This is a genomic window from Nocardia sp. NPDC058518 (genome assembly GCF_042719655.1).
Lineage (GTDB): Bacteria > Actinomycetota > Actinomycetes > Mycobacteriales > Mycobacteriaceae > Nocardia.
The window spans coordinates 108213-132463 of record NZ_JBHXNJ010000003.1 but is presented as its reverse complement, the minus strand read 5'-3'; the positions used below and the strand labels follow the sequence as shown (position 1 = coordinate 132463).

General features: G+C 64.8%; 23 protein-coding genes and 1 pseudogene. 7 read left to right on the top strand and 17 right to left on the bottom strand.

From position 1 onward, the window contains the following. Window positions 1-143: 143 nt before the first annotated feature. The 8 genes from ACFWPX_RS07685 to ACFWPX_RS07650 form a co-directional block, all read right to left on the bottom strand. Window positions 144-1685 (bottom strand): molybdopterin-dependent oxidoreductase, encoded by a 1542-nt coding sequence (locus ACFWPX_RS07685; protein ID WP_378926690.1) that lies wholly within the window; start codon window positions 1683-1685, stop codon window positions 144-146. 48 nt (window positions 1686-1733) lie between these two features. Continuing rightward, window positions 1734-2468, bottom strand: a complete 735-nt coding sequence (locus ACFWPX_RS07680; protein ID WP_378921342.1) for an anti-sigma factor domain-containing protein — start codon at window positions 2466-2468, stop codon at window positions 1734-1736. Next, entirely contained in the window at window positions 2465-3112 is a 648-nt protein-coding gene (gene sigK / locus ACFWPX_RS07675) for an ECF RNA polymerase sigma factor SigK (RefSeq protein WP_378926689.1), read from the bottom strand. Before sigK ends, ACFWPX_RS07680 begins: the two co-directional genes overlap by 4 nt. A gap of 122 nt (window positions 3113-3234) precedes the next feature. Beyond that, on the bottom strand, window positions 3235-3876 hold the full coding sequence (locus ACFWPX_RS07670; RefSeq protein WP_378926688.1) for a fasciclin domain-containing protein: 642 nt from the start codon (window positions 3874-3876) through the stop codon (window positions 3235-3237). Window positions 3877-4017: 141 nt separating this feature from the next. Continuing rightward, window positions 4018-4719 (bottom strand): class I SAM-dependent methyltransferase, encoded by a 702-nt coding sequence (locus ACFWPX_RS07665; RefSeq protein ID WP_378926687.1) that lies wholly within the window; start codon window positions 4717-4719, stop codon window positions 4018-4020. 240 nt (window positions 4720-4959) lie between these two features. After that, a complete protein-coding gene (locus tag ACFWPX_RS07660; RefSeq protein ID WP_378926686.1) occupies window positions 4960-5184 on the bottom strand; it encodes a hypothetical protein in 225 nt (74 codons plus the stop codon). Window positions 5185-5251: 67 nt separating this feature from the next. Then, window positions 5252-5530: a hypothetical protein gene (locus ACFWPX_RS07655; RefSeq protein ID WP_378914331.1), complete on the bottom strand. Its 279-nt coding sequence runs from the start codon at window positions 5528-5530 to the stop codon at window positions 5252-5254. A gap of 65 nt (window positions 5531-5595) precedes the next feature. Next, window positions 5596-6837, bottom strand: a complete 1242-nt coding sequence (locus ACFWPX_RS07650) for an oxygenase MpaB family protein (protein ID WP_378914332.1) — start codon at window positions 6835-6837, stop codon at window positions 5596-5598. 631 nt (window positions 6838-7468) lie between these two features. Between ACFWPX_RS07650 and ACFWPX_RS07645 the strand changes: the two genes are divergently transcribed. Next, on the top strand, window positions 7469-8224 hold the full coding sequence (locus tag ACFWPX_RS07645) for an SDR family NAD(P)-dependent oxidoreductase (protein ID WP_378926685.1): 756 nt from the start codon (window positions 7469-7471) through the stop codon (window positions 8222-8224). On the opposite strand, the gene ACFWPX_RS07640 is transcribed toward ACFWPX_RS07645, so the two are convergent. The 3 genes from ACFWPX_RS07640 to ACFWPX_RS07630 form a co-directional block, all read right to left on the bottom strand. After that, window positions 8206-8814, bottom strand: a complete 609-nt coding sequence (locus ACFWPX_RS07640) for an AMP-binding protein (protein ID WP_378926684.1) — start codon at window positions 8812-8814, stop codon at window positions 8206-8208. The two genes, ACFWPX_RS07645 and ACFWPX_RS07640, sit on opposite strands and share 19 nt — an antisense overlap. A gap of 201 nt (window positions 8815-9015) precedes the next feature. Next, window positions 9016-9843, bottom strand: a complete 828-nt coding sequence (locus ACFWPX_RS07635; protein ID WP_378926683.1) for an AMP-binding protein — start codon at window positions 9841-9843, stop codon at window positions 9016-9018. Window positions 9844-9856: 13 nt separating this feature from the next. After that, window positions 9857-10714: an oxygenase MpaB family protein gene (locus tag ACFWPX_RS07630; protein WP_378914335.1), complete on the bottom strand. Its 858-nt coding sequence runs from the start codon at window positions 10712-10714 to the stop codon at window positions 9857-9859. Between the two features lie 196 nt (window positions 10715-10910). Here ACFWPX_RS07630 and ACFWPX_RS07625 point away from each other — a divergent pair, with 196 nt between their 5' ends. Next, window positions 10911-12557, top strand: a complete 1647-nt coding sequence (locus ACFWPX_RS07625; RefSeq protein ID WP_378926965.1) for an acyl-CoA synthetase — start codon at window positions 10911-10913, stop codon at window positions 12555-12557. Between the two features lie 41 nt (window positions 12558-12598). Here ACFWPX_RS07625 and ACFWPX_RS07620 read toward each other — a convergent pair whose 3' ends face one another. Next, window positions 12599-13039, bottom strand: a complete 441-nt coding sequence (locus tag ACFWPX_RS07620) for a group 1 truncated hemoglobin (protein WP_378914337.1) — start codon at window positions 13037-13039, stop codon at window positions 12599-12601. Between the two features lie 383 nt (window positions 13040-13422). Between ACFWPX_RS07620 and ACFWPX_RS07615 the strand changes: the two genes are divergently transcribed. The 3 genes and pseudogenes from ACFWPX_RS07615 (at window position 13423) to ACFWPX_RS07605 (ending at window position 15774) form a co-directional block, all read left to right on the top strand. After that, window positions 13423-14595 (top strand): PucR family transcriptional regulator, encoded by a 1173-nt coding sequence (locus tag ACFWPX_RS07615; RefSeq protein WP_378926681.1) that lies wholly within the window; start codon window positions 13423-13425, stop codon window positions 14593-14595. 145 nt (window positions 14596-14740) lie between these two features. Next, complete coding sequence (tatA, locus tag ACFWPX_RS07610; RefSeq protein ID WP_378926680.1) at window positions 14741-15004, top strand: Sec-independent protein translocase subunit TatA; 264 nt, start codon at window positions 14741-14743, stop codon at window positions 15002-15004. Between the two features lie 88 nt (window positions 15005-15092). Then, window positions 15093-15774, top strand: a pseudogene (locus ACFWPX_RS07605) (twin-arginine translocase subunit TatC). A gap of 60 nt (window positions 15775-15834) precedes the next feature. Here the strand turns inward: ACFWPX_RS07605 and tatB are convergent. From tatB to ACFWPX_RS07580, 5 genes are all read right to left on the bottom strand, one after another. Further along, entirely contained in the window at window positions 15835-16245 is a 411-nt protein-coding gene (gene tatB, locus ACFWPX_RS07600) for a Sec-independent protein translocase protein TatB (protein ID WP_378926679.1), read from the bottom strand. A 17-nt stretch (window positions 16246-16262) separates the two neighbouring features. Further along, on the bottom strand, window positions 16263-17441 hold the full coding sequence (locus ACFWPX_RS07595) for a PucR family transcriptional regulator (RefSeq protein WP_378926678.1): 1179 nt from the start codon (window positions 17439-17441) through the stop codon (window positions 16263-16265). A 379-nt stretch (window positions 17442-17820) separates the two neighbouring features. Beyond that, a complete protein-coding gene (gene fadD5, locus ACFWPX_RS07590) occupies window positions 17821-19398 on the bottom strand; it encodes a fatty-acid--CoA ligase FadD5 (RefSeq protein ID WP_378926677.1) in 1578 nt (525 codons plus the stop codon). A gap of 28 nt (window positions 19399-19426) precedes the next feature. Next, window positions 19427-20233, bottom strand: a complete 807-nt coding sequence (locus tag ACFWPX_RS07585; protein WP_378914343.1) for an enoyl-CoA hydratase-related protein — start codon at window positions 20231-20233, stop codon at window positions 19427-19429. Next, window positions 20230-21216: an NAD(P)H-dependent flavin oxidoreductase gene (locus tag ACFWPX_RS07580; protein ID WP_378926676.1), complete on the bottom strand. Its 987-nt coding sequence runs from the start codon at window positions 21214-21216 to the stop codon at window positions 20230-20232. Before ACFWPX_RS07580 ends, ACFWPX_RS07585 begins: the two co-directional genes overlap by 4 nt. Window positions 21217-21450: 234 nt before the next feature. Here ACFWPX_RS07580 and ACFWPX_RS07575 point away from each other — a divergent pair, with 234 nt between their 5' ends. Further along, complete coding sequence (locus ACFWPX_RS07575) at window positions 21451-22959, top strand: aldehyde dehydrogenase family protein (RefSeq protein ID WP_378926675.1); 1509 nt, start codon at window positions 21451-21453, stop codon at window positions 22957-22959. 35 nt (window positions 22960-22994) lie between these two features. Beyond that, window positions 22995-24140: an acyl-CoA dehydrogenase family protein gene (locus tag ACFWPX_RS07570; protein ID WP_378914346.1), complete on the top strand. Its 1146-nt coding sequence runs from the start codon at window positions 22995-22997 to the stop codon at window positions 24138-24140. The last annotated feature ends 111 nt before the right edge of the window (window positions 24141-24251 follow it).

The following is a 24251-nucleotide window of genomic DNA, read 5'->3' as shown; positions in this document are numbered from 1 at the left end:
CCAACCAAACACCGGGGGGGGTGCCGGGGGGGGGGGGGCGGCCCCCCCCCCAACGCCCCCCCCCCCCGGCCAACTTCCAACACCGCGCCCCTAGCCCCGCCCCGGGGCCACCCGGCACTTCGTGTCTGTGCCGTGCCTCGGGGTCAGCGCACTGTCACCACCCGGGAATGCCGTCCGGTGGCACCATCGGGGAACGGTGTGGTCCGAACGTCGGTCTGCACCGTGCCGGTGGCATCGACGGCGCGCACTCGCAGCGCGTGAGTTCCGGGGGAGGCGTTCCACACCCAGGTCCATTGGCGCCAGGTGTCGATGGAGTACGCGGCGCCGAGCGTGGCCTGCTGCCAGGGGCCGTCATCGACCTGGACTTCCACGGCGGTGATACCGCGGCCCTGTGCCCAGGCGACGCCGGCGACGGTCACCGGTCCGGCGGGCAGGTTCGCGAACGCGGCGGGGACATCGATCCGGGACGCGGTCTTGATGGGCGCACGGTCGGCCCAGCCACGTTCGGTCCAGTACGCCGCGGCGCGGTCGAAGCGGGTGAGTTCGAGGTCGACCACCCATTTGGTGGCCGAGACATAGCCGTAGAGACCGGGCACGATCATCCGTGCCGGGTAGCCGTTGGCCACGGGCAAGGCGGCGCCGTTCATCGCGACGGCGAGCAGTGCGTCAGGATTGTCGAGGATGGCGGCCAACGGGGTGCTCGCGGTGAATCCGTCGATACTGCGCGACAGGAGCATGTCGGCATCGCGAGCCGGGCCTGCTTCCCTCAGCAGATCAGCGAGGCGGTAGCCCGTCCAGGTCGCGGTTCCGGCGAGGCCGCCGCCGACTTCGTTCGAGACACAGGTGAGCGTGATGAGTGATTCGACGGCAGGCCGGGCGCTCAATTCGTCGAAGTCGAGCCGGATTTCGCGGTCAACCATCCCGTGGATACGCAGCCGCCACCGATCGCGGGTCAATGACGGAAGCTGCAACGCGGTGTCGATGCGATAGAAATCCGCAGCCGGAGTGATGAATCGGGTCAAACCGGGAACCGCGAGATCCATCTCGGGCGCGACCGGCGGGATGGGATCGGCCACGCGGGGAAGGACGAAAGCCGCTCGGTCGGCGCCGATATCGCGCAGTCGCTGACCGATGATCCGCCCCGCGGTGCCCGCCGCGGCGGCACCGGCAACCACTACTCCCAGCGCCAGCAGGAACCCGCGACGGGTGGGCCCCGCCTGCCGACCGGCATCGGCCGGAACGAGGAACAGCGCGCACAGCGCCGCGATCCCCGCACACGTACCGACGACGGCGGGGATGGCGAACAATGGCGTGGCGGTCGGCCTCGACAGCGCCAGAACCGCCACGACGAGGCCGAGACCGCCCAGGCCGCAAGCTCCCAGCGCGAGCTTGCGGCGGGTCACCTGGCCGATCAGCGCGGCCGCCGCCACCATGACCACACCCATCGTGATAGCCAGTGCCAGTTTGTCGTTCGTACCGAACCAGCGAATGGCACTGTCCTTGAGCCACTTCGGCGTCCGGTCGACCACCGTCGCGCCGAGTACGAAGAACGGCGAGGAAGCCGGATCGATGAAGGCGGCCACGAGGTGCCCGACCCCGAGGACGACGGCGGCGGCAGCCGTAGTTGCGGCGGCCGCCGCCGTGCGGCTCATCGGCCGATGCGTGAACCCGATGCGGCGAATCATGCTGTCACTCCTGAGGTATCGAGTGCCGGCACGACCCGCCGGAGCGGGTCAGCCGACAGTCATGCTGACGATCACCGGTGTGGTCGGACCTGGCGAGCCACCGGCGGGCTCGACTGTCACCGCGAGGGTGTCGGCGGCATCGACGGCGGTGACGACCGAGGCCGAACCATCCATCACCGACACGGACTTCGGTGTGCCCGCGGGCGGCACCAACCACAGCTGGTAGGTGCGGTCGGCGGGCAGCGTGGGCATATCGCTGAACGACACCGCGGCGGCGCCGAGCTCCTTCGACTGGGACACCGTCATCGACCCGCCGCCGGGCACACCGACCGAGGACTCGCGGCTGTCGGGCCGGTCGATCACTTGCTGTGCCGTGACCGCTTTCGACCCCTCATCCGCGCGTTCGATCACGGCCGCGATGCCGACCCCGGCGCCGACAGCCACGATGGCCGCCGCCGCGACGGTCAACCACCGCACATGCCAGCTCCGGCCGAGACCGCCGCGGCGCGCGAGTGGATGCCTGCGCGAATCGTGTTGGTCCAAAGCCAGCATCAGCGCGGATTCCAGTCGCGCTGGCGGTGGCACCGAGTCGAACACGGTCAGCGCCGCGATGGTCTCCTGAATGCGGCGCACGGCGGCGTGGAACTCCGCCGCGCGGTCGGGTCCGGCAGCGAGGAGCCATTCGTCCAGAGCGTGCCGCTGCTCGGGGTCCATCGCGTCCAGTGCGTAGGGGTAGGCCTCGTCCATCCATGACCAAGGGGTCCGCCGATCTGTCTCGCTCATCGGAAATTCCCTCCGGTCAAACAATTTTCGAGTCTCTTCAAGCCGTCTCTGATCCGGCTCTTCACCGTCGGCAACGGCACGGCCAAGGTCTCGGAGACCTCGACATAGGTGCGCCCGCTGTAGTAAGCCAGCGCCACCGCCTCGCGTTGCAGTTCGGTCATGGTCTCCAGGCAATCCAGCACCGACTGTTCGTCGAGCCGCTGGATCACCTCCTCGGACACGATGTCGTGGTCGCAGCCGAGGTTGGCATGGCCGAAGACGAGGTCGCGACTGGTGGCCGATTGCTCGGCCCGCACCCGGTCGACCGCGCGCCGATGGGTCAGCATCAGCAGCCAGCCGATCGGACTGGCCTTGGTGGCGTCGTAGTCCGGTGCCAGCGACCAGACCTGCAGGAACACCTCCTGGGCGATGTCCTCGGCGGCGCCGTGGTTGCGCACCACCCGCAGCGCGAGACCGAACACCCGGGAGCTGGTGGCACGGTAGAACTCGGCGAACGCCGCACGATCACCGGCCGCGACGTCACCGAGCAGTGTTACCAGCCGGGCTTGGGCGGCATAGTCGGGCTTGGCACCCGCCGGGCAAGCGGTCGCCGGATCGGCGACCGCTCGCAGGCGGATCGGTGAGGAGCCCGGCCGGTTCGTCATCGTGTGGTTCCTGCTCGCATCGGCATAAGAGGGACTTCGGCCAGCCCACACGTCCGGATGGGCGCCGCCGAGATATTTCTCGTCCGATGTTACGAGCTTCAGCGGCGCCATCATCGCCGACATCAGGCTGCAGGCGGCATGAGCACGCTGTCGATCATGTACACGGTGGCATTGGCCGTGCCGACGCCACCACAGATCACGTTCGCGTCGCCGACCTTGATGCTGTTGCCCGAACCGCTGACCGTGACATCAGCGCCTTCGACGGTCTTGTGCGTACCCGCGATGGACTGCGGGGCGATCTGGCCGGGAACCACGTGGTAGGTGAGGATCTTGGTGAGCGTGGCCGAGTCGGTCTTCAACGACTCGATGGTGGCCGGATCGATCTTCGCGAAGGCGGAGTCGACGGGCGCGAAGACGGTGAACTGGCCGCCGTTGAGGGTGTCGACCAGGTTGACCTCGGGGTTGAGCTTGCCCGAGACCGCCGCCACGAGGGTGGTGAGCATCGGGTTGTTGGACGCGGCGGTGGCCACCGGGTCCTGTGCCATTCCGCTGACCGAGCCGGGACCGCTGGGAACCTGGGCGGCGTATTCCGCGCACCCCTGACCGACCAGGCCCGAAGCGGCGGCAGCGCCGGAGGTGGTGGGCGCCGATGTCATCGGCGCGGAGGAGGTGGGTGCGGTGGTGCTCGAGTCGTCGTCGGAACCACAGGCAGAGGCGCCGAGCACCGAGCCGAGGAGTACTGCCGCCATGAGGGCACTGCGCATCGATCGCATGGTCTTTTCGTCACTTCCGTCGAGGCGGCGGGAGCCGCACTGGTTTGGACGCAACGGAGTTCGGCTGGCCCACCGACTCGGATGGCCGTCGAACCGACCGGATTTTCGCGCGTGGCCTCCTCGGCCCGGCGGTCAGGACTTCGTGGCGACGACGAGAATGTTCTTACCGAAGAGTTTGCCGGTGCCGACCTGCAACAGCTTGCTGAGCGGGAACAGCACCCGGTCGTAGAACTTCAGTGCTCGCGTGTTGATCGTGCCGTCGTCGCTGCCGACGATCTTGTAGGCCAAGGTGGCGAAGAAGCCGATCGGGTCGCAGTAGCGCGACTCCACGATCTCCAGGCCCGCATTGCGCAGAATGCGCTCGAGCTGGGTCCGGCGGTAGCGCCGGTAGTGCCCGACCTTCGTGTCCATCGACGTGAACAGCATCTCGAGCGCGGGCACATAGATCACCAGCGTCCCGCCCGGCCGCAACAGTGAGGTGAGGTGTTCCGAGGCTTCCTGGTCGTTCTTGATGTGCTCGAAAACGTTGAAAGAATATATGAGACTGTACATTTCGGACTCGGACGGCTCGGCCTCGCAATCGACGACCTTGTAGCCCTTCGACAGCAGCAATTTCTGCAACTCGGCGTCGGGTTCGAGACAATCCGGGATGATCCGCCGCTCGGCCAGCATATCGGCATAGGTGCCCCGACCAGCACCGAAGTCGAGTATGCGCAGATCCGGCGACGCGACATGTTTATCCACACAGTCGATCAGAAACTTGTTGTAGTTGACCGCTTCGGTCATCGCCTCCAGGTTGTCGCACCCGGTGTACGCGAATTCGCTGCTGGTCACGCTGATCCCCTCAATTCATCGATGGGCGGCAATGGCGGCCAGCGTAGTCCGACTACATTGCGGTGCCACGACATCGGGCAACTTTGTCTGCGCGGCTCGGTCGGCGTCAGCGGCGGTCCGCGGGGTCGGCCGTGGCGAGAGAGGCCGGAGTTGGTTGAGAGGTAACAGGTTCGGCGCACCGGGTGCGATGCATCGCGCCCGATGCGCCGAACCTATGTCTGCGGCATCATGTCGGTGTCGTCAATCCGGCTGCTCGAACCGGCGCCGGTCGGTCATCGTGGTCAGTTCGACCGGCCCGGTCCAACCGCAGGGTGACTCGCACATGCCGGTCACCATCGCGGTGGTCGATCCGTCGCTGTAGTAGACGGTGTGCGTGCTGGCCCGCGCCGGATAGCCGCAAGACGGGCACTTCCCGAAGTAATCGAGCACTTCGCGAATCCCGGACGCCGAGACCGGTTTCGGCATCCATGGCGGTGCTTCTGCGCGTGCGACTGAACTGTCTCGCATTGTCGGTTCTCGAGAAAGGAGCTTTTCAGTAGTGCTTGGCTCCCGGCGTGCACGGGCTCGCCGAACCTGTCGCTGTCGCCAGATCGCAGACGCCACCGGTCAGGATTTGAAACGGAGTGACGCCGAGCAGGACGATCAATCCGATGATGTCACCTTGCCCGGCCAGTAGCGCGGCCGAGTTCGCCGCGGCAGAGCCCGCGTCGGCTGCCGATGAGCCTGTCTCGGCTACCGCCGTGCCCGCCGCGGCTCCGACGAGGCTTGCTACCGCGACCGAGGCTGCGGCGATACGAAGGGTGTTGCGCATTTCGTGCTCCTTGCTGGGGAGTGGGAACTCCCTGAAATTGGGTTGGTGCAGAATTCGCCGACAGATCAGCGCGGTGGCTTGCTCATATCGCGGTTCATCGTCGGGAGTTCGATGCTGATCGGCAGGCGCAGTTCGGCCAGATAGATCAGGGCGGCCTTGCGCAGGAATTCGTCGAGGAGCCAGTAGGGGTCCTCGAGCGGCGGGACCACGGTGAGCAGTCCTTCACGCACGGCGATGAACGGACCCCAAGCGACTTGGAGCAGGGGATCCCAGACCGGTTCCCGCGGAATCGAGAGCCCGTCAGCGATCTTGTCGCCGAGCAGGAAACGAGTGAATGCGCCGAGTACCGGCTTACTCAGAATCGACAGATCGATGTTGGCGCCCAGGCTGAGGAGCCGATCCGCCAGCTTGGCGCCCTCCGGCGTCGGCGCGATGATGGGATCGAGGATTTGCGCCGCTTGGGAATTGGCGTCGGGCCATGACTTGGGGATGTATTCGTCGCGTACGCCCAGCAGGTGCCCGGCGACCTGCCAGGAGTGCAGGAAAGCTTCCGATTCGTGTGCCGGAATCGGCACTTTCCAAGAATTGAGGTGCTTCATCACGGTCGTCGGCAGGCTGTGCCAGGTGACCATGATGTCGTTCTGACTGATCGGGATGTCCTCCTCCGCGGAGTGCACCCAGTGCGGGGACTGCGGCAACAGGTGACGCACCGCCGCGTGCACCAGTCGGGTTTTGACGCAGGTGACGATCATTTCCCCGTCGGCGGCATAGGCATTCGCGCTACCGATGTCATACCCGAGTTTCGCTGTTTTTGTGATGCGGTCTTTGAGATCGTGGCCGCCCTTGGAGTAATAGACCGCACGCGCCTCTTTCGGGATGACGGTGCTCATCATGCCGCTGGCGAATCCGTACAGGACACCGAGATACAGACCGCGCTTCTTGTTGAACGCGATCGCGGTATCCAACTTGCCTTGGTCGGTCCACTGCGGCAGTCGGCGCGCGTACTCCATGAAGTCGCGCAACTCCGAGGGCAAGCCGGCGGGCAGTGCCTGACCGTTCTTGGTCCAGGTCCGCAACTGTTCGTTGATCTTGGGGACTTCGCCGCGATCGATGAGTCCGGCGACGAGCTCGTCGGCTTCGGGATCCCATACCGTCAACGGGTCGGCACCGGATCCGGATCCGGCCACCGATCCTTCTGGCGACCACGTCCACGGGGCTGCCCGTGCGGTCGCACCCAATCCGATGGTGCCGACAACGCCGAGCATTCCGCCGGCCTTCAGCGCATTACGCCTATTGAGTCCATCCATGACATTACTCCTCATTGAGCACGATCAGACTCCCAGGCCGCAGCGCGAGCACTCGATTCGCTCACTGGAACAGCCTAGAATAGTGAGTAACTTAACAGGGGGGGAGCGCTGTGTCCACGTTATGCGGATCGGCGCTTGATTGCGGTTCGGGCTCGAGGGGTGAGGCGCGGTGTGAAGTATTGAGTAGGAGCCTCTGACCTGTGGACTCTTCCGATCTCGCTGGGCGTATACCGGGCTCGGGTACGGTCGGGCCGGTCACCGGCCAAAGGGTCGATGTTGCAGGGATAGTGAGTAACTTGGATAGACAGTGTGGCGTGGAGCCGGGCCGCTGACTCCGGTCGGCGGGTGTCGAGTCCTGTTGCCTCGGGCCGATGCTGAAGAGAAACCGCACTGTATAGGGGTGTGTACTTGTGACAGGTTGGGTCCTGGGTTGCTTCTCTGTATGGCCGATCCGCCGGAGAGCGCGAGGCGACGAAGGAAACTATCAGGAATTATGACTAACTTAGTGGCAAAAGTGCAACGATACGCCGCGCATTTCGAATCTCGGGCGTCCCGGCCGGATGTACGAGAATCATGATTAACTTGTGAGACTGGTCGCCGACCGTCGGCGGCAGCGAGTGAGGAGTCACAAATGTCCGCAGCGATGACGGATCGGCGTTGTGCCCTGATCACCGGTGGTTCGCGAGGAATCGGTGCGGAGGTCGCACGGCGCCTGGCCGAACTCGGCTACGACCTCACGCTCGCTGCCCGCGACAAGGCGGTCCTGGACAGCATTGCCGGAGAGCTGCGCCTCGACCACGGTGTCGACGTGGAGACGGTGATCGCGAACATGAACGATCCCGACCAGTTGCTGCAGCTCACCGATACTCACGCCGACCGGTTCGGTCGTCTGGACGTCTTGGTGCACTGCGCAGGCACCGGCACCGCCGGTCCGGTAGCGACGATGAGCACCGCCGGCTACCACCGCATGTTCGACATCAACGTTCGCGGCCCCCTGACCCTTGTGCAGCACTGCCTGCCATTGCTGCGCAAGACGGCGAAGGACAACCCCGGCGCAGGTGCGAAAATTGTTGCGCTGGCGTCGATCACCGGCGTCGCGGGCGAGCCGGGCTTGGCCGCCTACGGGGCGTCGAAAGCCGCGTTGGTGTCACTCTGCGAAACCATCTCGCTGGAGGAATCCGCGAACGGCGTCAGCGCGACAGCGATCTCACCCGGCTATGTCGACACCGACATGACTGCGTGGAAACGCGCGGAACTCGACCGCGCGGCGATGCTCACCACCGGCGATATCGCTGAACTGGTGCTGGCCATCACTCGGCTCTCCGCTAACGCCGTCGTCCCCAATATCGTCGTATCCCGGTCGGGGAGTCAGCTGTGGCGAGCATGATCGGCCGCCCATCGCCTGTTGGGTCCGAGGGAACGAGCGCGGTTCGGACTCATGGCGGTGGTGCTACCTCTATGGCCTTGCTCGGGCCCCGATACTGTGGAATTCGCGGCGCGAACGGCCTCGGATACCGCTTCGCGAACTCCGGGTCTCTCGCAGAGAACATCAAGCGTTGCCGGCTCGACCTGCGCCAGTCGGGCATCGGCGGCGATAGCCTCTTCGTCCAGCGTGATCAGCGCTGTCAGATATGGCCGCTGCTCACCGATCACCATCACATGGCCGATCAGGAAAGACGCGGCGGCGATGGCATTTTCGATGATGGCCGGAGAAATATTGTCGCCCTCATCGGTGATGATCATCTCGCTCTTGCGCCCGACGATCTCGCCATCGATACCGAGTCGCATTTCGATGCTGGGCAACGGCGTCCCGACCGAGCTTGCCGGCAGAGTGGCCGACGAAGTCGTGGTGCAGACACCGGTGGCCTCGGTGAGCCCCCAGACCTGGGTCAAGGGGATTCCGAGTGCGTGAAAGAACTGGATCGTGTCCCGGGACAACGGCGCGGCACCCGAAACCGCGAAACGGACGGCATCCATGCCCGCTGCCCGTCGAACCGGACGCAGCACGAACCGATCGGCCAATCGGGACCGAATTCGCAGCCCTGGACCGGGTCGGTTTCCTTCGATGCGCGCGGTCGCTGAGCGCTGCCCAACAGTCAGCGCCCAACGGCTGATCTTTCGGACTGTCGCGCTCGGATGAGCGTCGATTCCACCCTCTATCGCGGATTTGGTCTTCTGTCACACCTGCGGAACCCCGAACACGATCGTCGGGCGCGTGTCGGACATCGCCTCTGCCGAGCGTGTGGGGTCATCGAGGGTCGTGACCTGAACACCACGGACCATCGCGCCGTAGTGAGCGGTGACCCGGTCTGCGATATGGGCGGCCGGCAAGTACGACAGGATCCGATCCTGAGGACCTACGGGCAGATGTCCGGCGAGCCCTGTCAGTTGGGCAAGTACGTTGGCATGCGTCAACTCCACACCTTTCGGTGAGCCGGTCGTACCGGAGGTGTAGCTGATCGTCGCGAGGTCGTCAGGTCGGACGTCGCGCCAGACCGACTCGAAAATATGCGCCTTCGCTGTCATTCCGGCGAGTCGTTCCAGCGACAGCGTTCCGCGTATCGGGCTGTCGACGCAGACGATGACCTCGAATGTCACCCCTGCTTGCCGGAGCGCGGGCAGGAACCGGCTCTCGGTGACGATGATCCGGTTTTCGGCATTGGCACACACTTCGGCGATCTGCTGGGGAGCCATCGTTTTGTAGATCGAGAACGGCGTGGCGCCTACATGTAGAGCGGCCGCGTCGACCAAGTGGAATTCCGGCCTGTTCGCCAACATCAGGCCGATCGTCTCACCCTTCTCGACCGACAGTTCGAGCAGGCCGCACGCGATGTCACGCACAGCGTCTCCATATTGCCGCCAGGAGAACTGAGCTGTTCGGTCGTGACTCCGCAACGCTGTGGCATCCCCTCCCAGCGATACCGTCGCTTGGAATGCCTCGGGCAGAGTGACAACGAAATCGCCGCAGCGATGAGGGAAAGCGACCGAGGATCTGGCCCGATGCAACGTTTGCCTCTGCTCAGATCAGATTCTTGCCCTGAGATCGACGCTCACGCATGTCGTCCAGGTAGCGCTCGAAGGGCTGAGCTCGCCAAGCGTCCGGCAGCACCTCGAGCAGCCGGCCGAGCGTGCGCATCACGATTTCGAACACGCGCTGCCTGCGTGGGCTCCATGGCAGGCCCAACTCGTCGCGGAACCGCTGTGGCAGAAACCCAGTGGTGAAGAAGCGATTCGCCCGACCGAACGCCACGCGGACGCCCCGACGCCATGCCGCCAACTCGACCACGTAGTTGAGCAGGTAGGTGCGGACTTCGTCGTCGAAGGACAGATCGCCGAGCATCGAGTCCCAGTATCGGTCGAAGGCCGCGCGGTCGGCCGGCCACAGTTCGGCCGGCATCTGCAGCGTTGTCCCGAACCTGGCGGCATCGCGATACATCTCGTCGGCATCCTGCTCGTTCATCCCGCCGAAGAGCAGGTTCACCGTATCCAGGACGCCTCGGTACAGGCAGGCGGCTACCCACAGTTGCAGCTGGGGGTCGAAGGCGTTGTACCGAACAGGACTGTGCGGTCCCGAGCGCACCTGACGGTGCGCGGTGCCCACCGCGGCACGGTATGCCGCCTGATCCTCGTCGGTTCCGATCATCGCCACAGCGAGGTAGGTGAGCGTGGTCCGGCCGCGCTTGGCCGGCCGTGTCGCGTAGCTGCCCGATTCGACGACGCTTTCCACTACGCCGCGCCCCACCGGCGGCAGGCTCAGCTGCATGATCACGTTCGCCGGGCCGCCCAGCAACGCGCCGACACCGTTGAGGTAGCGGTGTCGGCGCGCGATGTCGTCGGAGACATCGTGCGGCCGACCAGCTCTTGCTGAACGGGTCATGACCGACCTCCGGTTCGAAAGAATGAGAGAATCACGCACTCATGTTCTCACCAGAGGTTGGACCTCCACAATGCTTTTCGGCACTTTCGGTCGGATTAAGTTACTAATGGTTCCTGGGCAGTCTACGATCGTCATCGGCCGTCGGTGCCTGGATTCCGATCGCTTGTCCGAGTACTCGAACCCTTCGGAGGTACCCATGCCGGTGATCCCGAGCATGCCTGTGGCCCTGATCAGAACGATGGCTGACGGCTTGTCCGCCGTCGGAGTCCTGCGCAGAAGTGGCGCGATCGAACTGCGACACCCGGTGGAGCTGCTGCGAACCGCCAGGGATGCGGCAGTGCTCGGTCCTGTCGCCACCGCGTTCGCGCACGCGGCTCGCCGCGACGGTGCCGCCACGGCCATTGTCGACGGGCAGGGGCCGCTGACCTTCGCGGAGCTCGATCGCATGTCGAACGCGGTGGCCAACGGCCTTGCCGCGCGGGGGATCACGAGTGGCACCGTGCTGGGCGCACTGTGTCGGGACCATCGGGGGATGGTCTTGTCGCTGCTGGCCGCGGGCAAGCTGGGTGCGCGAATCGTGTTGCTCAATACGGGAATGGCAGGCCCGCAGTTGGTGTCGGTAGCCGAGCGCGAAAACGTGGGTGCGATCCTGCTCGACGCCGAGTTCCTCCACCGCTTCGATGATCTTCCCAATAAGTTACCAATGATTCTGACCATGGATGACGGCTGGGTGAACCACGGGCAGCCCACGCTGGACGATGTCCGAGCGGGCCGACCCACCCGACCGCCGGCGAGTCCCACACAGCCCGGCGGGATCGTGGTACTCACCAGCGGCACGACCGGAACGCCGAAAGGTGCACCGCGAGGCAAAGTGTCGCCCTTGCAATCGGCGCAGTTCCTCGACCGGATCCCCTTGCCGAAGGCGAGTACGACTGTGCTCGCGGCACCGGCGTTCCACGGCACCGGTCTCTCGCAGCTGATCCTCGGTTGGGCGCTCGGAAGCACGATCATCTTGCAGCAGCGCAAATTCGACCCACGCCGCACGCTGGCCGATATCGAACGCCATCGCGCGAGCACACTGGTCCTGGTACCGACGATGTTGCAGCGCATCGTCGATCTGGGCGAGTCCGCGCTGGCCGAATGCGACACCTCCTCGCTGAAGGTGATCTTCGCGGCCGGATCCGCCATTTCGCCCGACCTGAGCAGGCGCACCGCGCTGGCGTTCGGTGAGGTGCTCTACAATCTTTATGCCTCGACGGAGGTCGCGGTGGCAGCCGTCGCCACGCCCGGCGATATGCGGGAAGCGCCTGGCACCGTGGGCCGTCCACCCGTGGGCTGTCGGGTCGCGATCTACGATGACGACCGCCGTCGGATCACCGAACCGGGCGTGGTCGGCACCATCTTCGTTGCCAGCGCACTGAGTTTCGGCGGCTATACCGACGGCACCGGTAAGGAGATCGTCGACGGAATGCAGTCCAGTGGCGATGTCGGCCATTTCGATTCGGCGGGAAGACTGTTCATCGATGGTCGCGACGACGACATGATCGTTTCCGGCGGGGAGAACGTCTTTCCGCTCGAGGTCGAAAACCTGCTCGTAGAACGACCGGACATCCTCGAGGCGGCCGTTGTGGGGGTAGACGATCGCGACTTCGGAAGACGCCTGCGCGCGTTCGTCGTGCCCGCACCCGGTGCGTCGTGCGACGCACAGCAGGTAAAGGATTACGTGAAAGCGACCCTCGCTCGACACAAGGTCCCGCGGGATGTGGTGTTCGTAGACGAGTTGCCACGCAATGCCACTGGCAAACTGCTTCGTCGCGAGCTCGAGAGCGTCGATCCGCAGTGAGGTCCGGGCCGCGTCTTCCTCTGTGTTCGTCCACCCGTGGTTCACGGCGGGGTGGGTGACTGCCGAGACGTGGCGATGTCACCGACCAGCGGTGCGACCGCACTGATCACGTGGTCTGTCAGTTCTCGATCGAGCCCGGCTGCGATGAGCGCATCGGTGAGATGGCCTGCGACCAGGCTGAAATGGCCTACGGTGATGCCGCGGCCTCGATGAACGGTTCGCATGGATGCGCCGACGTAGGGCACGGGTCCGCCGAGTAGCGCAGCGAAGAATTCGACCTGCCGACCCTTCATGCGGGTGAGGTCGGTGCCGGCGAAGAACGGCGACAACAGCTCATCGGCGAGGACGCGTCGGTAGAGGTCGTCGACGACCGTCTCCACGGCATCGTGACCGCCGATCCGCTCGTAGAGCGGCGGGCTTTCACGCGATGCATCGGCATCGTTGTCGGATGCAGACGTGCTGCGTCGATCCGGTTCGTCCATGGTGGGAGTCCTCGTTTCGCGAACGTCACCTAAAGGTGGTCGGTGACAGTTGCCGGAGGCACCCGGCTGCTATGAATTGGCAGTAACTTATCGCCGATGAGCCAGCCTGTCTCGGGTTTGAAGCAGTTTGTTCGGGGAGCCTCGCGTTGCAGTTTGCCTGACTTTGGCCTGGCTATACGCAGTTCAGTTGGCTGAGTTGAGGCCGCCACCAGCATCGGGGTGCGCGAGGGGGGTGCGCACGGTGGACGGTTGTCGACAAACACCGACCTCAATTGTTCGGAATAGGCATTAACATAACCTTGTGTTGGTGTCTCAGGCATGGGAGACTGTTTGCCAGCCATCGCCGCCGAGAGGCGACGTTGAACGCAGTGAGGAAGTCAAAGATGACTACCGACTATTCACCCCGAATCGATTCTGCGCGGCCCCGTGTGGCCACGGCGGAGTCCTCCATCAGAGTCCGGGCACTCGCCGACGAGTTGGTCTCCCGAATGCTCGAGAGCATGGCTACGCGCCCCGGTGGCGTCAACGGCGGTGTCCTGGCCACACTTCCGGCCCGTGGACGCGGCGATACCGTTCGACATCGCATCGCTGGGTCGACACGGGCGCGTGCCGAGGTGCCCGGCGAAGTGATCGATCAGGCGATCGATCAGGGATTCACCACGAGTCTGGAGCGGATCGCGTCGGGCGTGGTCGGCACCGAAGAACAGAAGCTCACGGTCGTGCGCCAACTGGCGAACGAAATGCTCGACAGCGTGACGGCGGCGATATCACTCGCGTACACCGACCATCTCGAGGCCGAGGTCGTCGAGGATCAACGGGTGAGGAACGCCTTGGCGGTTGCGTTGCTCGCAGGGCGGGAAACGTCGACGGTGACGCGGTGCAGTGGTTTCGAGGTCGCCGCGAGCTATTCCGTGCTGGCGGTACATTTTCCATCCGGACCTGACGACAAGTCCGACACATTTGTTACGCAGATGGATGTCCGGCGGATGATCCGAAATATCCGGGCGGCCCTGGATCGCCATGGTTCGGTGCGTGCGTTGTCGCGGCTCGATGTGCGCGGTGGTGTCATACTCATTCCGTCGGCTGAAACGCGGGACCTCGACACGTTGTTGGCTGTGCTCTCCGCGGCGGCCGGCGTCGATGTGACCGCGACCTGCGCGGAGTCGCCGCCTGCGAAAGTTCCGGAAACCGTTGATCAGCTGTGCGAACTCTTGGATCTCGTCCAGAGAATTCAGCGCCCACCTGGCCTGTTCCGTTTCGCTGATCTGGCGGTCGAATATCAGCTGACCAGGCCATCTGCCGTGCGCAGGCATCTCGATGCGATTCTGAACCCCCTCGACGATCATCCGATCCTGATGGAAACCTTGTGCACGCACCTCGAAAACAATCTGAACCGTCGCCGAACCGCGCGACAGCTCAGTGTTCATATGAACACCATCGATTACCGGCTGAAAAGTATCCGCAAACTGACGGGCTTCGATCCTTCATCGGCCGATGGGCTCTGGTATCTGCAATCGGCGCTGGTCGTGCGTAAGGCGAACTATCAGGAGAAATAGTGCAGGCCGCACTGTCATCGTGCGACAGGCATCGAGTGGTCGGCACGGCAACGCCTGACCAGATTCCTGCGCTCGCGTGGAATGCGATGTGAGTCGGCAGTTTTGCGTCGGTTCCCAGTCCAGCATGTCGATATAGGAGGTAATGATGGGTCAGTTCAGCGCCTGGCATTGGTTGATAGTCGCAGCTGTCTTCGTGCTGTTCTTCGGTGCGAAGCGTATGCCGGATGCCGCTCGCGGGCTGGGGCGTTCGCTACGGATCTTCAAGAGCGAGGTGAGTCGAATGCAGTCCGACGACGCAGACGCGGCGAACGAGCGGTCGGCCCGCGAGAACATAGGGCTGCCCGCAACGGCGCAAGCACCGGCGACGCCCTTCGCCGAACCGGTAGTTCGCCCGACGAAGACGCTCTGAGCGTTGTGCCGGTACCGAAGTGGGCGACTGCTCACTTCGGTACCCCGCTGTCGTCGACCGAGCCGAGAACGCAAAAGGCCCTACCACCATGCGAATGTCGATCGACTCGCTCCGCGCCAAGCGCCGGGCCAATCCTGACGGCACGATGTCACTGGTCCAACATCTCCAAGAGTTGCGTGCCAGGCTGCTGATCTCGATGGCCGCTGTCGCGGTCACGACTGCGCTCGGAGTCTATTGGTACGCGCATGCAGTTCTCGGAATCCAGAGCCTGGGTGATGTGTTGCTCGGGCCGTACGGCAGGCGCGGTACTCGCGTATTTCGTTGTCGCACACGCGTTGAGCTTCCTGCTCGAAATCGGCAACGAGGCGCAGATCACCACGTTGAGCGGGTCGGAATACTTCGGCCTGATCATCCAGTTGCTGATCATCTTCGGTGTCAGCTTCGAGACGCCGGTGATCATCATCGGATTGAACGTGATCGGCGTGCTCACCTACGCGCGGCTGCGGGCATGGCGGCGCGGAATGATCTTCGGTCTCTTCGTCTTCGCCGCGGTCGTCACGCCGCAGGATCCGATTTCGATGCTGGTTCTGGCTGTCGCGTTGACTGTGCTGTTCGAAATCGCGGTGCAGTTCGCTCGAATCAATGACAAGCGCCGCCGCAGGCGCGACGTGGCCGACGGCGATGGTCTGCTCGACGACGAGACGGCTTCGGACCTGAGTGCGCCCGATCCGCTGATTCCGGCTGATCCGCTGCCACCGTCCGGGAAATGAACAATCTCTCCGAATGACCCTGATCCCACTCGACTAGGTACCCGGATGAGTTGCGGCCTTTCAGGTGTAGTCGGTGGTCTGCCACCCGGGCGGCGCCGACGAGGTCGGTGGTTCGATCGCCGCGGGACCGGGAGCGGGCCCGTCGGCAACGTTGAGATCTTCGGTGGTGGGTAGTGCGTTCTCGATGTCACGCAGTATCGAATCATCGCCATCGAAAAGATGCTGGGTGACGAGCGATCGTGGGGACATGCCGCGCATCTTGTCGAGCTCGGCGAGAGGTTTGCGCAATTCCTCGAACTCCGGGCCGATTTCCTGTTTCAAGTGTGTTGTCGCGTCACCGGCGAAGTCGCGTAGTCGGCGCACGCTGGTGACCGTCCAGCGCAGTGCGCCCGGCAGCCGCTCCGGGCCGATGATGATGAGGGCGGCGACGACCAGAATGATCGTCTCGCTCCACCCGATGCTGCTGAACATCTCCGTAGGCTCCATCATTATCTGGGGTTGTCATCGCGGCATTCTCGCGCGACCATCGCCGACCGCAACTGCCACAGATCCGATGCCCGCGCCGGGTTGAGCCCGGTGAGCCGGGCAATTCGGCGAAGTCGGTAGTCGACGGTATTGGTGTGGATATTCAAGATCCGCGCGGTCTGCACCCGGTTCAGGTTGTTGGCGATGTGCACCCGCAAGGTCTTCCACAATTCGGGATACTCATCCAGCGGCGCCAGTAACTCACCGAGCAGGGAAAGGCCAAGACCTGGCCGGGAAAGCTGGTACTCCAAGGCGAGTTGACCGAAACGATAGAGGCCCGGTGCGCATTCGAGTCGCTCGACGACATCGAGTATTTCGTGTGCGGTCTTCGCGGCTGACGCGACGTCGGCGGCGGGCGCGGTCACCACCGCTGCGACGAGCTCGACGCGCGCCGCCTCCGCCAGCGCTGCGACCAGCGCGTCGAGTTCGTGCTCGGCGACCGCCTCGGTCGGGATGAGAACGGTCCCGCCGTCGATCGACAGCCGTGCCAGACCCTGCCCGTCGCTGTGTTGTGTCAGAGCTTTCCGCAACCTGTGCAGGTAGTGCAAGGCAATCCCCGCGTCCGGGTTCGCGCGCATCGCGATGGCGAGCACCGAGTACGTGTCAGCGATAGGTATGCCGCATGTGCGGGCTGTGGCGGGTGCCCATTGTTCGGCCAGCAGAGCGGAAGTGAGGGTCCGCTCGGCGTCCTGTCCGCATGTCGCTCCGCCGTGCTCGCCGATGTACGCGTGCGTAACTGTCATGCAGAGTTGATCGTTGATGGCCATGGCGATCTGGAATCCATCGATCACAGTCTCGCGGGTGCAATCCAGGTACTGGACGAACAACTGGCCGACAACGATCCGCACGCCTTCATGGAAACCGTGCAGGACGAGGTCGATGGGTACGCTGTCGCACGCCAATCCCGCGGCGATTATGGCGAGTTCTCCGAGTTCGTGTGTGACATCGCGTCCCTCCAGCATTCCTTGCGCGATCTCGAGGGATATCCGGGTGATCGCTACGATTCTCGATGCCATCGGCGTGCCGGGCGAAACATCGCACTGCGCCACATCGTCGATGAAATGGGTGACGAGTTGATCGGTCAACGATGCCACATCGTGCAGCGATGGCCGCCATTCGGCATTGTCGGAGGGGATTGTCATCGATGGTATCCCTTTCCGCGCCGACCAGACGCCGGAGCGGCCGGCTGCTCTAGAGCAAAGCGATGGGTGGAGCTGTGGCGAATTATCGGGCGCGGTAGGGGAGGTGGGTCCGCACGAGCGAACCGGCTACGTCGGCGGCCGCTCGTGCGGGTGCATCATGTTCCAATTCTCGATGCGGAATGAACAGTAGCATCATTCGATGCGATGACTCCAAGGTGAGAATGCGCAGTCGAATTCAGCGATTAATCGACACAAATAACCGGCAATCTATTGTGATCGAATCAGTGACGCTGTGGGAGTTCATACAAATCGGCGGTGGTCTCCACGGCTCGGCTGCCGAGGAGACCACCGCCGGAATTCGCAGCGGAATCGGGTTGACTCAGCTGGTGGCTGCGGGTGTCAAGCCCGTCGAGCCGTGCAGTTTGCGCAGTTCGTGCTTGACGACCTTGCCGCCCGCGTTGCGCGGCAGGGCGTCGACCACCACGAGGTCCTTCGGGTGCTTGTACCGGGCGAGATGGGCGTTGAGGTGCGGTTCGAGGTCGGCGAGACCGATGTCATCGGCGTCCTCCACGGCCACGATCGCGACCGGGATTTCGCCCCATTTGTCGTCGACACGGCCGATCACCGCTGCCTCTCTGATCCGCGGGTGCGCGAACAGCACGTTCTCCACCTCGGCGCAGTAGATGTTCTCGCCGCCGGAGATGATCATGTCCTTCTTGCGGTCGACGACGTAGACGAAGCCTTCCTCGTCGAGGCGGACGAGATCACCGGAGTGGAACCAGCCGCCCGCGAACGCGTCGGCGGTCGCGCGCGGGTTGTTCCAGTACTCGCGCATCAAAGTCGGTCCGCGGTAGACGATTTCGCCGATCTCGCCCTGGGCGACATCGTTCATCTCGTCGTCGACGACCCGGGTGGCGATGGTGGGGATCGGCTTGCCGACAGAGCCGAGCTTGCGGATCGCGTCCTCGCCGTCGAGGACACAGGTGATCGGCGACATCTCGGTCTGCCCGAAGACCGCCACGTTGAGCGCGTTCGGGAAGGTCTCCGCCATGGCGCGCAGCACAGTGTCGGAGGCCGGGGCAGCGCCCCAGCTGATCACCCGCAGCCGCAGATCACGCTGTGCGACAGTCGGATCGGCGCACACCACCTGCCACTGGGCGGGCACGAGGAACACCGAAGTCGCCCGCTCGCTCTCCCAGGCATCGAGCACTTCACCTGCGTCGAAGGCTTTGAGCGGATGGATCACCGTCAACGCACCGAGGACGAAACACGACGCGACGCTGCCCAAACCGGCGATGTGGAACAGCGGCGACGCGCAGAAGGCGATGTCGTCGGCGCTGTAGCGCATGGCGCGGATGCAGGTGAGCGCCTGCGAACTCATGTTCAGGTGGGTCAGGACCGCGCCCTTGGGGTTTCCGGTGGTACCGGAGGTGTACATGATCAGTGCGGCGGTGTCTTCGGCGATATCGCGTGGCTCGTGCGGTTCGCCGGTCTCGGCGATGAGGTCCTCGTAGCCGACAGTGCCGTCGCCGCTCGGTGCGCCGACCACGATCCGAGTACTCAGGTCAGGGGATTGGACGGCTACCGCTGCGGCGAGGGGGGCGAGCACCGCGTCGGTGATGATCACCGTGGCGCCGCTGTCGGCGACCAGGAAGGCGATCTCGGGCGGAGTCAGCCGGAAGTTCACCGGCACCGCGATAGCGCCCAGCGTGTTGATCGCGAACACCGATTCGAGGTACTCGGTGTTGTTGAGCATCAGGATCATCACGCGGTCGCCGGGCTTGACGCCGCGGCGGTCGAGCGCGTCGGACAACCGGCCCACCCGCCAGTGCAGTTCACCCCAGCTGGTGGTTTTGCCGAGGTAACGCAAGGCGGGAGCGTCCGGGATGGTGGTGGCATGGATCGCGATCTGGTTCATCCAGTGATTGCGGCGCGAGCGCAGGGGTTCTGTGGACATCGTCGTCTCCTCGAAGGCGCGGAAAGGGTTAGGCCGGTTCGGCGATCGGATGCACGGCGCCGGTGAAGTTCGGCGCGCGACGGGTCAGCATCGCGGTCATTCCTTCGAGGAAGTCCGCGGAGGTCAGCAGCTCGATCTGTCCGTCCTTCTCACGCGCGAGTGCGGCGTCGAGTTCGGTCAGCGTCGCCGCGTTGATGGCAGCTTTCGTCAGTTGCAGCGCGCGACGAGGACCCGCCGCGAGTTGGGCGGCGACGGCGTCGATCTGATCGTCGAGTGCGGCGGCGGGTACGCATCGGGTGATCAAGCCCGCCGCAGCGGCGTCGGCGGCGGGCAATCGAGCACCCAGCAGCGCCATTTCCGCGGCCCTGGCACGACCCATGGCGGCGGCGACGACCGCCGTTGCACCGCCGTCGGGCATCAGGCCGATGGAGGTGAACGGCAGCAGCAGGTACGCGCTGTCGGCGGCGTAGACGAGATCGGCGGCCAGCGCGATCGAGGCGCCGACGCCGGCGGCGGGCCCGTTGACCCGCGCGATCACCGGAGTCGGTGCAGCGATGATCGCGCGGATCAGGGCGTTGGCGGTGTCCATCACGACCTGTGGTGAGGCCTCGTTGCCGCCCGCGGCGGCGGCCGCGGCCAGGTCGGCGCCGGTGCAGAACGCTTTGCCCGCACCGGTCAGCACGATCACCCGAACGGAGGGCCGGGCCGCGGCAGCGCTGATGAGATCGCCCAGTTCGGTCATCGCTTCGAGATCGATCGCGTTCAGCCGTGCTTGCCGGTCGATCGTCAGGCGCAGGACGCCACTTTCTTCCTTGACCAGAATGCTCTCGCTCATCGGGCCACCGTTTCGACGATCGACTCGGCCAGGCGACCTGCGATGAGCGTCTCGGCCTCGCGCACGATCCGCGCCACCAGGTCCGCGCAGGTGGGAATATCGTGGATCAAGCCCTGACACTGGCCGACACTCCAGATGCCCGCGTCGAGGTCGCCGTCCTCGTAGACCTTGCGGCCGCGAGCGCCTGCTACGAGTTCGCGCACATCGTCGAATGTGCCGCCACCGCGCTCGATCTCGACGACCTGGCGGCTGACGGCGTTGTCGGCGACTCTGGCAGTGTTGTTCAAGGTCCGGAAGATCAGCTTGGTGTCGAGTTCGGTGTTGGCGACGATCTGTTCCTTGACCACGTGCGCGATGGGCGACTCGACCGTGCACAGGAACCTGGTGCCCATGTTGACGCCGTCCGCGCCGAGCGCCATCGCGGCGACCAGCCCGCGAGCATCGGCGATGCCGCCGGAGGCGATCATCGGGATCTCGATCTCGCGAGCGGCGGCGGGAATCAGGACCAAGCCCGGTGTGTCGTTCTCGCCGGGATGACCGGCGCATTCGAAGCCGTCGATACTGACGGCGTCGACGCCGACTTGCTGAGCCTTGAGCGCGTGCTTGACGCTGGTGCACTTGTGCAGCACCTTGATGCCCGCGTCTTTGAGGTAGGGCAGGTGGGTCGCCGGGTTGCCGCCGGCGATCTCGACGATCGGGACGCCGCCGTCGATGATCGCCTGGCGGTACTCCGCGTAGGGCGGCGGTGTGATCGAAGGCAGGATCGTCAGATTCACGCCGAACGGTTTGTCGGTGAGATCTCTGGTCCGAGCGATTTCCTCGCGCAGCGCCTGGGGAGTCGGCTGGGTCAGACCGGTGACGATGCCGAGACCGCCTGCCTCTGAGACCGCGGCCGCGAGTTCGGCACGGCCGACCCACATCATCCCGCCCTGCACGATGGGGTGCTCGACACCGAATGCCTCGGTGAATCGGGTGCGCAGCATTGAGCCTCTCTCCGCTCGGGAGTTCTGCGCCGGTGGCAGGAAACCCATGGCCTCTTTGCATCCGGCGAGAATCGTGATTAACTTATTGAGAATGGGTGTTAACTTAACCGAGCTGGAGCGTTCCTGTCAACGAACTCGGGCCGAGCGCGAAAACCGCTGGGCCCGCCCTGATCGATCCAGTGATCGGGTGTGCGGAGACGGGACCGATCCGATTCCTTTCGAAAGAAGTCGCCGATGACTGAATCCCTGGTCGCAGAGGCCGTCGACAAGCAGTTTCTCGAGACCCACCATCCTGTGACCGGTGCGGTTCTCGGCCGCTGGCCGATCGACGACGAGGCCGCCGTGGCCGACGCCGTCGCACGCGCTCGCGCGGCCGCACCGGGCTGGGCGGGACTGGGCGCCAAGGACAGAAAGGCCGCGCTGCGGCGCTGGGCGAAACATCTGATCGTCAACATCGACGAGTTCTGCGCCCTGATCCACCGGGAGAACGGCAAGCCGCTCGACGACGCGTTCCTCGAGGTGATCACCGCCGTCGAACACCTCGAATGGGCTGCGGGCAACGCGGGCAAGCTGCTGGCACCCCAGCGCGTGTTCCCCGGCCTGATGATGGCCAACCACGAGGCGGTGATCGAGTATCGACCGCTCGGTGTGGTCGGCGTGATCGGCCCCTGGAATTACCCGGTGTACACCCCCAACGGTTCGATCGCCTACGCACTGGCCGCGGGCAACACCGTGATCTTCAAGCCGAGCGAGTACACCGCCGGAGTGGGACGCTGGTACGTCGAAGCCTTCGCCGCTGCCAATCCTGAACTGCCCGAAGGCATTCTGAGCGTGCTCACCGGCTACGGGGCGACCGGAGCTGCGCTGGTGACCTCTGGGGTGGATAAGATCGCGTTCACCGGCTCCACGGCTACCGGCGCGCGGATCATGGCCGCCGCGGCGCCGACGCTGACCCCGGTATTGCTCGAATGCGGCGGCAAGGACGCGGCAATCGTGGCCGAGGATGCCGACGTCGCCGCCGCGGCCGACGGCGTCGTGTGGAACGCGATGGCGAACGCCGGCCAGACCTGCGTCGGAACCGAGCGGTGCTATGTCGTGGCTTCGGTGCTCGACGAGTTCCTGGCGGAGGTTCGCAAGATCGTCAGTACGCTGGTGCCGGGATCCGACGAGTCGTCCTCCTACGGTCCGATGACCATGCCCGCCCAGATCGACGTGGTCTCCGCGCACATCGACGACGCGCTCGAGCGCGGTGCGACGGCTGTGTTCGGTGGTCGCGATTCGGTACGCGCGCCATTCGTCTCACCGGTGGTGTTGCTCGACGCGCCGGAGGATTCGGCCGCAGTCCGTGAGGAGACCTTCGGGCCGACCTTGACGGTGCGCGGGGTCGCCGATGTCGCGGAGGCGATCGCGCTGACCAATGCCTCGCGGTACGGGCTGGCCTCCTCGGTCTACTCGCGTAAGCGCGGCATGGAGATCGCGCGGCAACTGCGCGCCGGCGCGACCTCGGTGAACGCACCCGCTGCCTACGCCGCCATTCCCGCGCTGCCGTTCGGCGGCGTCGGCGAATCCGGCATCGGGCGCATCCACGGTGCGCAGGGGCTGCGCGAGTTCACTCGAACGCATTCGATCGCTCGTCAGCGGTTCGCCATCAACTCTGTCGCACTGCAGTCATTCGCACGGACAGCGTCGACGATGCGGCTCATCCGCCGCGTCACCACGATGCGTTACCGCGCCGGTAGCTGATCCTCAATCCAACGAAACAAGGGAGAAAAACCACTATGGGCGTCGAATTCAGCCCGGAACAGCAGGATTTCGCGGCAGCGGTCGCCGCGTTCGCCAAGCGTGAGGCGGGCACCCGGGAGAAGCGTGACGCGCTCACCGACCACGATGCCGAACAGCACAACGCGGGTGTCTACGGCAAGATGGCCGAACTGGGCTGGCTCGGCCTGACCGTGCCCGAGGAGTACGGCGGCTCCGACGCCACGATGGTCGACATGTGCATCCTGCTCGAAGAGAGCCTGCGCGGCATGCTGCCGATCGGTGCGATCGGGCCGACCCTCATCACCGGTGGTGCCTACGCCAAGTTCGGTACCGATGCCCAGAAGGACACGGTGTTGCGCGGCATCGTTCGTGGTGCGTCGCAGTCGATTTCGATGTCGGAACCGGAGGCGGGCTCCGACGTCGGCAACATCACCGCCAAAGCGGAGAAGACCAACGACGGCTGGCTGATCAACGGTCAGAAGACCTGGTGCTCCAACGCGCACATCTCGGAGAACATCCTGCTGGTCGTGCGCACCGATCGCAGTGGCGGCAAGCACGAGGGACTCACCATGTTCCATGTGCCCGCCGACACGCCGGGGCTCAAGATCAGCCCGATCGAGCTGATGGGCAACCAGAAGGAGACCAACGACCTGTACTTCACCGACTGTCTGCTCCCCGCGGACGCAGTGGTCGGCGAGGTGGGCAACGGCTGGCGTCAGCTGATGACCGGGTTGAACTTCGAACGGCTCATTCTGGCCGCGATGAGCCTCGGCGCTGCCGAGCGCGCCTTCGAGGACACGCTGCAGTTCATCAGTGAGCGCAAGCAGTTCGGTAGGCCGATCGGTTCCTTCCAGGCGCTCCGGCACCGGGTAGCCGACCTCGCGACCGAGATCGAGTGCACCAAACTGCTGGTCTACAGCGTGGCCGCCGCGGTCGACGCCGACCCGGCCAAGACCTTCGCGCGCGAAGCATCGATGGCCAAGCTCAAGGCCACCGAGACGTCCAAACAGGTCGCACTGGCCGGTATGCAGATGATGGGCGGGTACGGCTACGCCCGGGAGTTCGACATGGAAAAGCATGTCCGTGGTGCCCTGGTCTCCACGATCTTCGGCGGAACGAGCGAGATCCAGCGCGACATCATCGGTAAGACGTTCGGTCTCTGACACGGAGGGGAAAGGGGGGGGGGGGGCCCGGGTGGGGGGGGAGGCCCCACAATTAACTGGCCGGGTGGGGTTAAAAAAAAACAACGACCCCACACCAAAAAAAAAAAACGG

Bases quoted from the DNA above. Each gene is read 5' to 3' on its own strand.
- fadD5 (WP_378926677.1), bottom strand. From the start codon at position 19,398: ATGTCCACAGAACCCCTGCGCTCGCGCCGCAATCACTGGATGAACCAG.
- ACFWPX_RS07580 (WP_378926676.1), bottom strand. From the start codon at position 21,216: ATGCTGCGCACCCGATTCACCGAGGCATTCGGTGTCGAGCACCCCATC.
- ACFWPX_RS07670 (WP_378926688.1), bottom strand. From the start codon at position 3,876: ATGCGCAGTGCCCTCATGGCGGCAGTACTCCTCGGCTCGGTGCTCGGC.
- ACFWPX_RS07640 (WP_378926684.1), bottom strand. From the start codon at position 8,814: ATGGATGCCGTCCGTTTCGCGGTTTCGGGTGCCGCGCCGTTGTCCCGG.
- ACFWPX_RS07625 (WP_378926965.1), top strand. From the start codon at position 10,911: ATGCCGGTGATCCCGAGCATGCCTGTGGCCCTGATCAGAACGATGGCT.
- ACFWPX_RS07660 (WP_378926686.1), bottom strand. From the start codon at position 5,184: ATGCCGAAACCGGTCTCGGCGTCCGGGATTCGCGAAGTGCTCGATTAC.
- ACFWPX_RS07650 (WP_378914332.1), bottom strand. From the start codon at position 6,837: ATGGATGGACTCAATAGGCGTAATGCGCTGAAGGCCGGCGGAATGCTC.
- sigK (WP_378926689.1), bottom strand. From the start codon at position 3,112: ATGACGAACCGGCCGGGCTCCTCACCGATCCGCCTGCGAGCGGTCGCC.
- ACFWPX_RS07615 (WP_378926681.1), top strand. From the start codon at position 13,423: ATGACTACCGACTATTCACCCCGAATCGATTCTGCGCGGCCCCGTGTG.
- ACFWPX_RS07570 (WP_378914346.1), top strand. From the start codon at position 22,995: ATGGGCGTCGAATTCAGCCCGGAACAGCAGGATTTCGCGGCAGCGGTC.
- ACFWPX_RS07630 (WP_378914335.1), bottom strand. From the start codon at position 10,714: ATGACCCGTTCAGCAAGAGCTGGTCGGCCGCACGATGTCTCCGACGAC.
- ACFWPX_RS07645 (WP_378926685.1), top strand. From the start codon at position 7,469: ATGTCCGCAGCGATGACGGATCGGCGTTGTGCCCTGATCACCGGTGGT.
- ACFWPX_RS07655 (WP_378914331.1), bottom strand. From the start codon at position 5,530: ATGCGCAACACCCTTCGTATCGCCGCAGCCTCGGTCGCGGTAGCAAGC.
- tatA (WP_378926680.1), top strand. From the start codon at position 14,741: ATGGGTCAGTTCAGCGCCTGGCATTGGTTGATAGTCGCAGCTGTCTTC.
- ACFWPX_RS07680 (WP_378921342.1), bottom strand. From the start codon at position 2,468: ATGAGCGAGACAGATCGGCGGACCCCTTGGTCATGGATGGACGAGGCC.
- tatB (WP_378926679.1), bottom strand. From the start codon at position 16,245: ATGTTCAGCAGCATCGGGTGGAGCGAGACGATCATTCTGGTCGTCGCC.
- ACFWPX_RS07575 (WP_378926675.1), top strand. From the start codon at position 21,451: ATGACTGAATCCCTGGTCGCAGAGGCCGTCGACAAGCAGTTTCTCGAG.
- ACFWPX_RS07685 (WP_378926690.1), bottom strand. From the start codon at position 1,685: ATGATTCGCCGCATCGGGTTCACGCATCGGCCGATGAGCCGCACGGCG.
- ACFWPX_RS07620 (WP_378914337.1), bottom strand. From the start codon at position 13,039: ATGGACGAACCGGATCGACGCAGCACGTCTGCATCCGACAACGATGCC.
- ACFWPX_RS07585 (WP_378914343.1), bottom strand. From the start codon at position 20,233: ATGAGCGAGAGCATTCTGGTCAAGGAAGAAAGTGGCGTCCTGCGCCTG.
- ACFWPX_RS07595 (WP_378926678.1), bottom strand. From the start codon at position 17,441: ATGACAATCCCCTCCGACAATGCCGAATGGCGGCCATCGCTGCACGAT.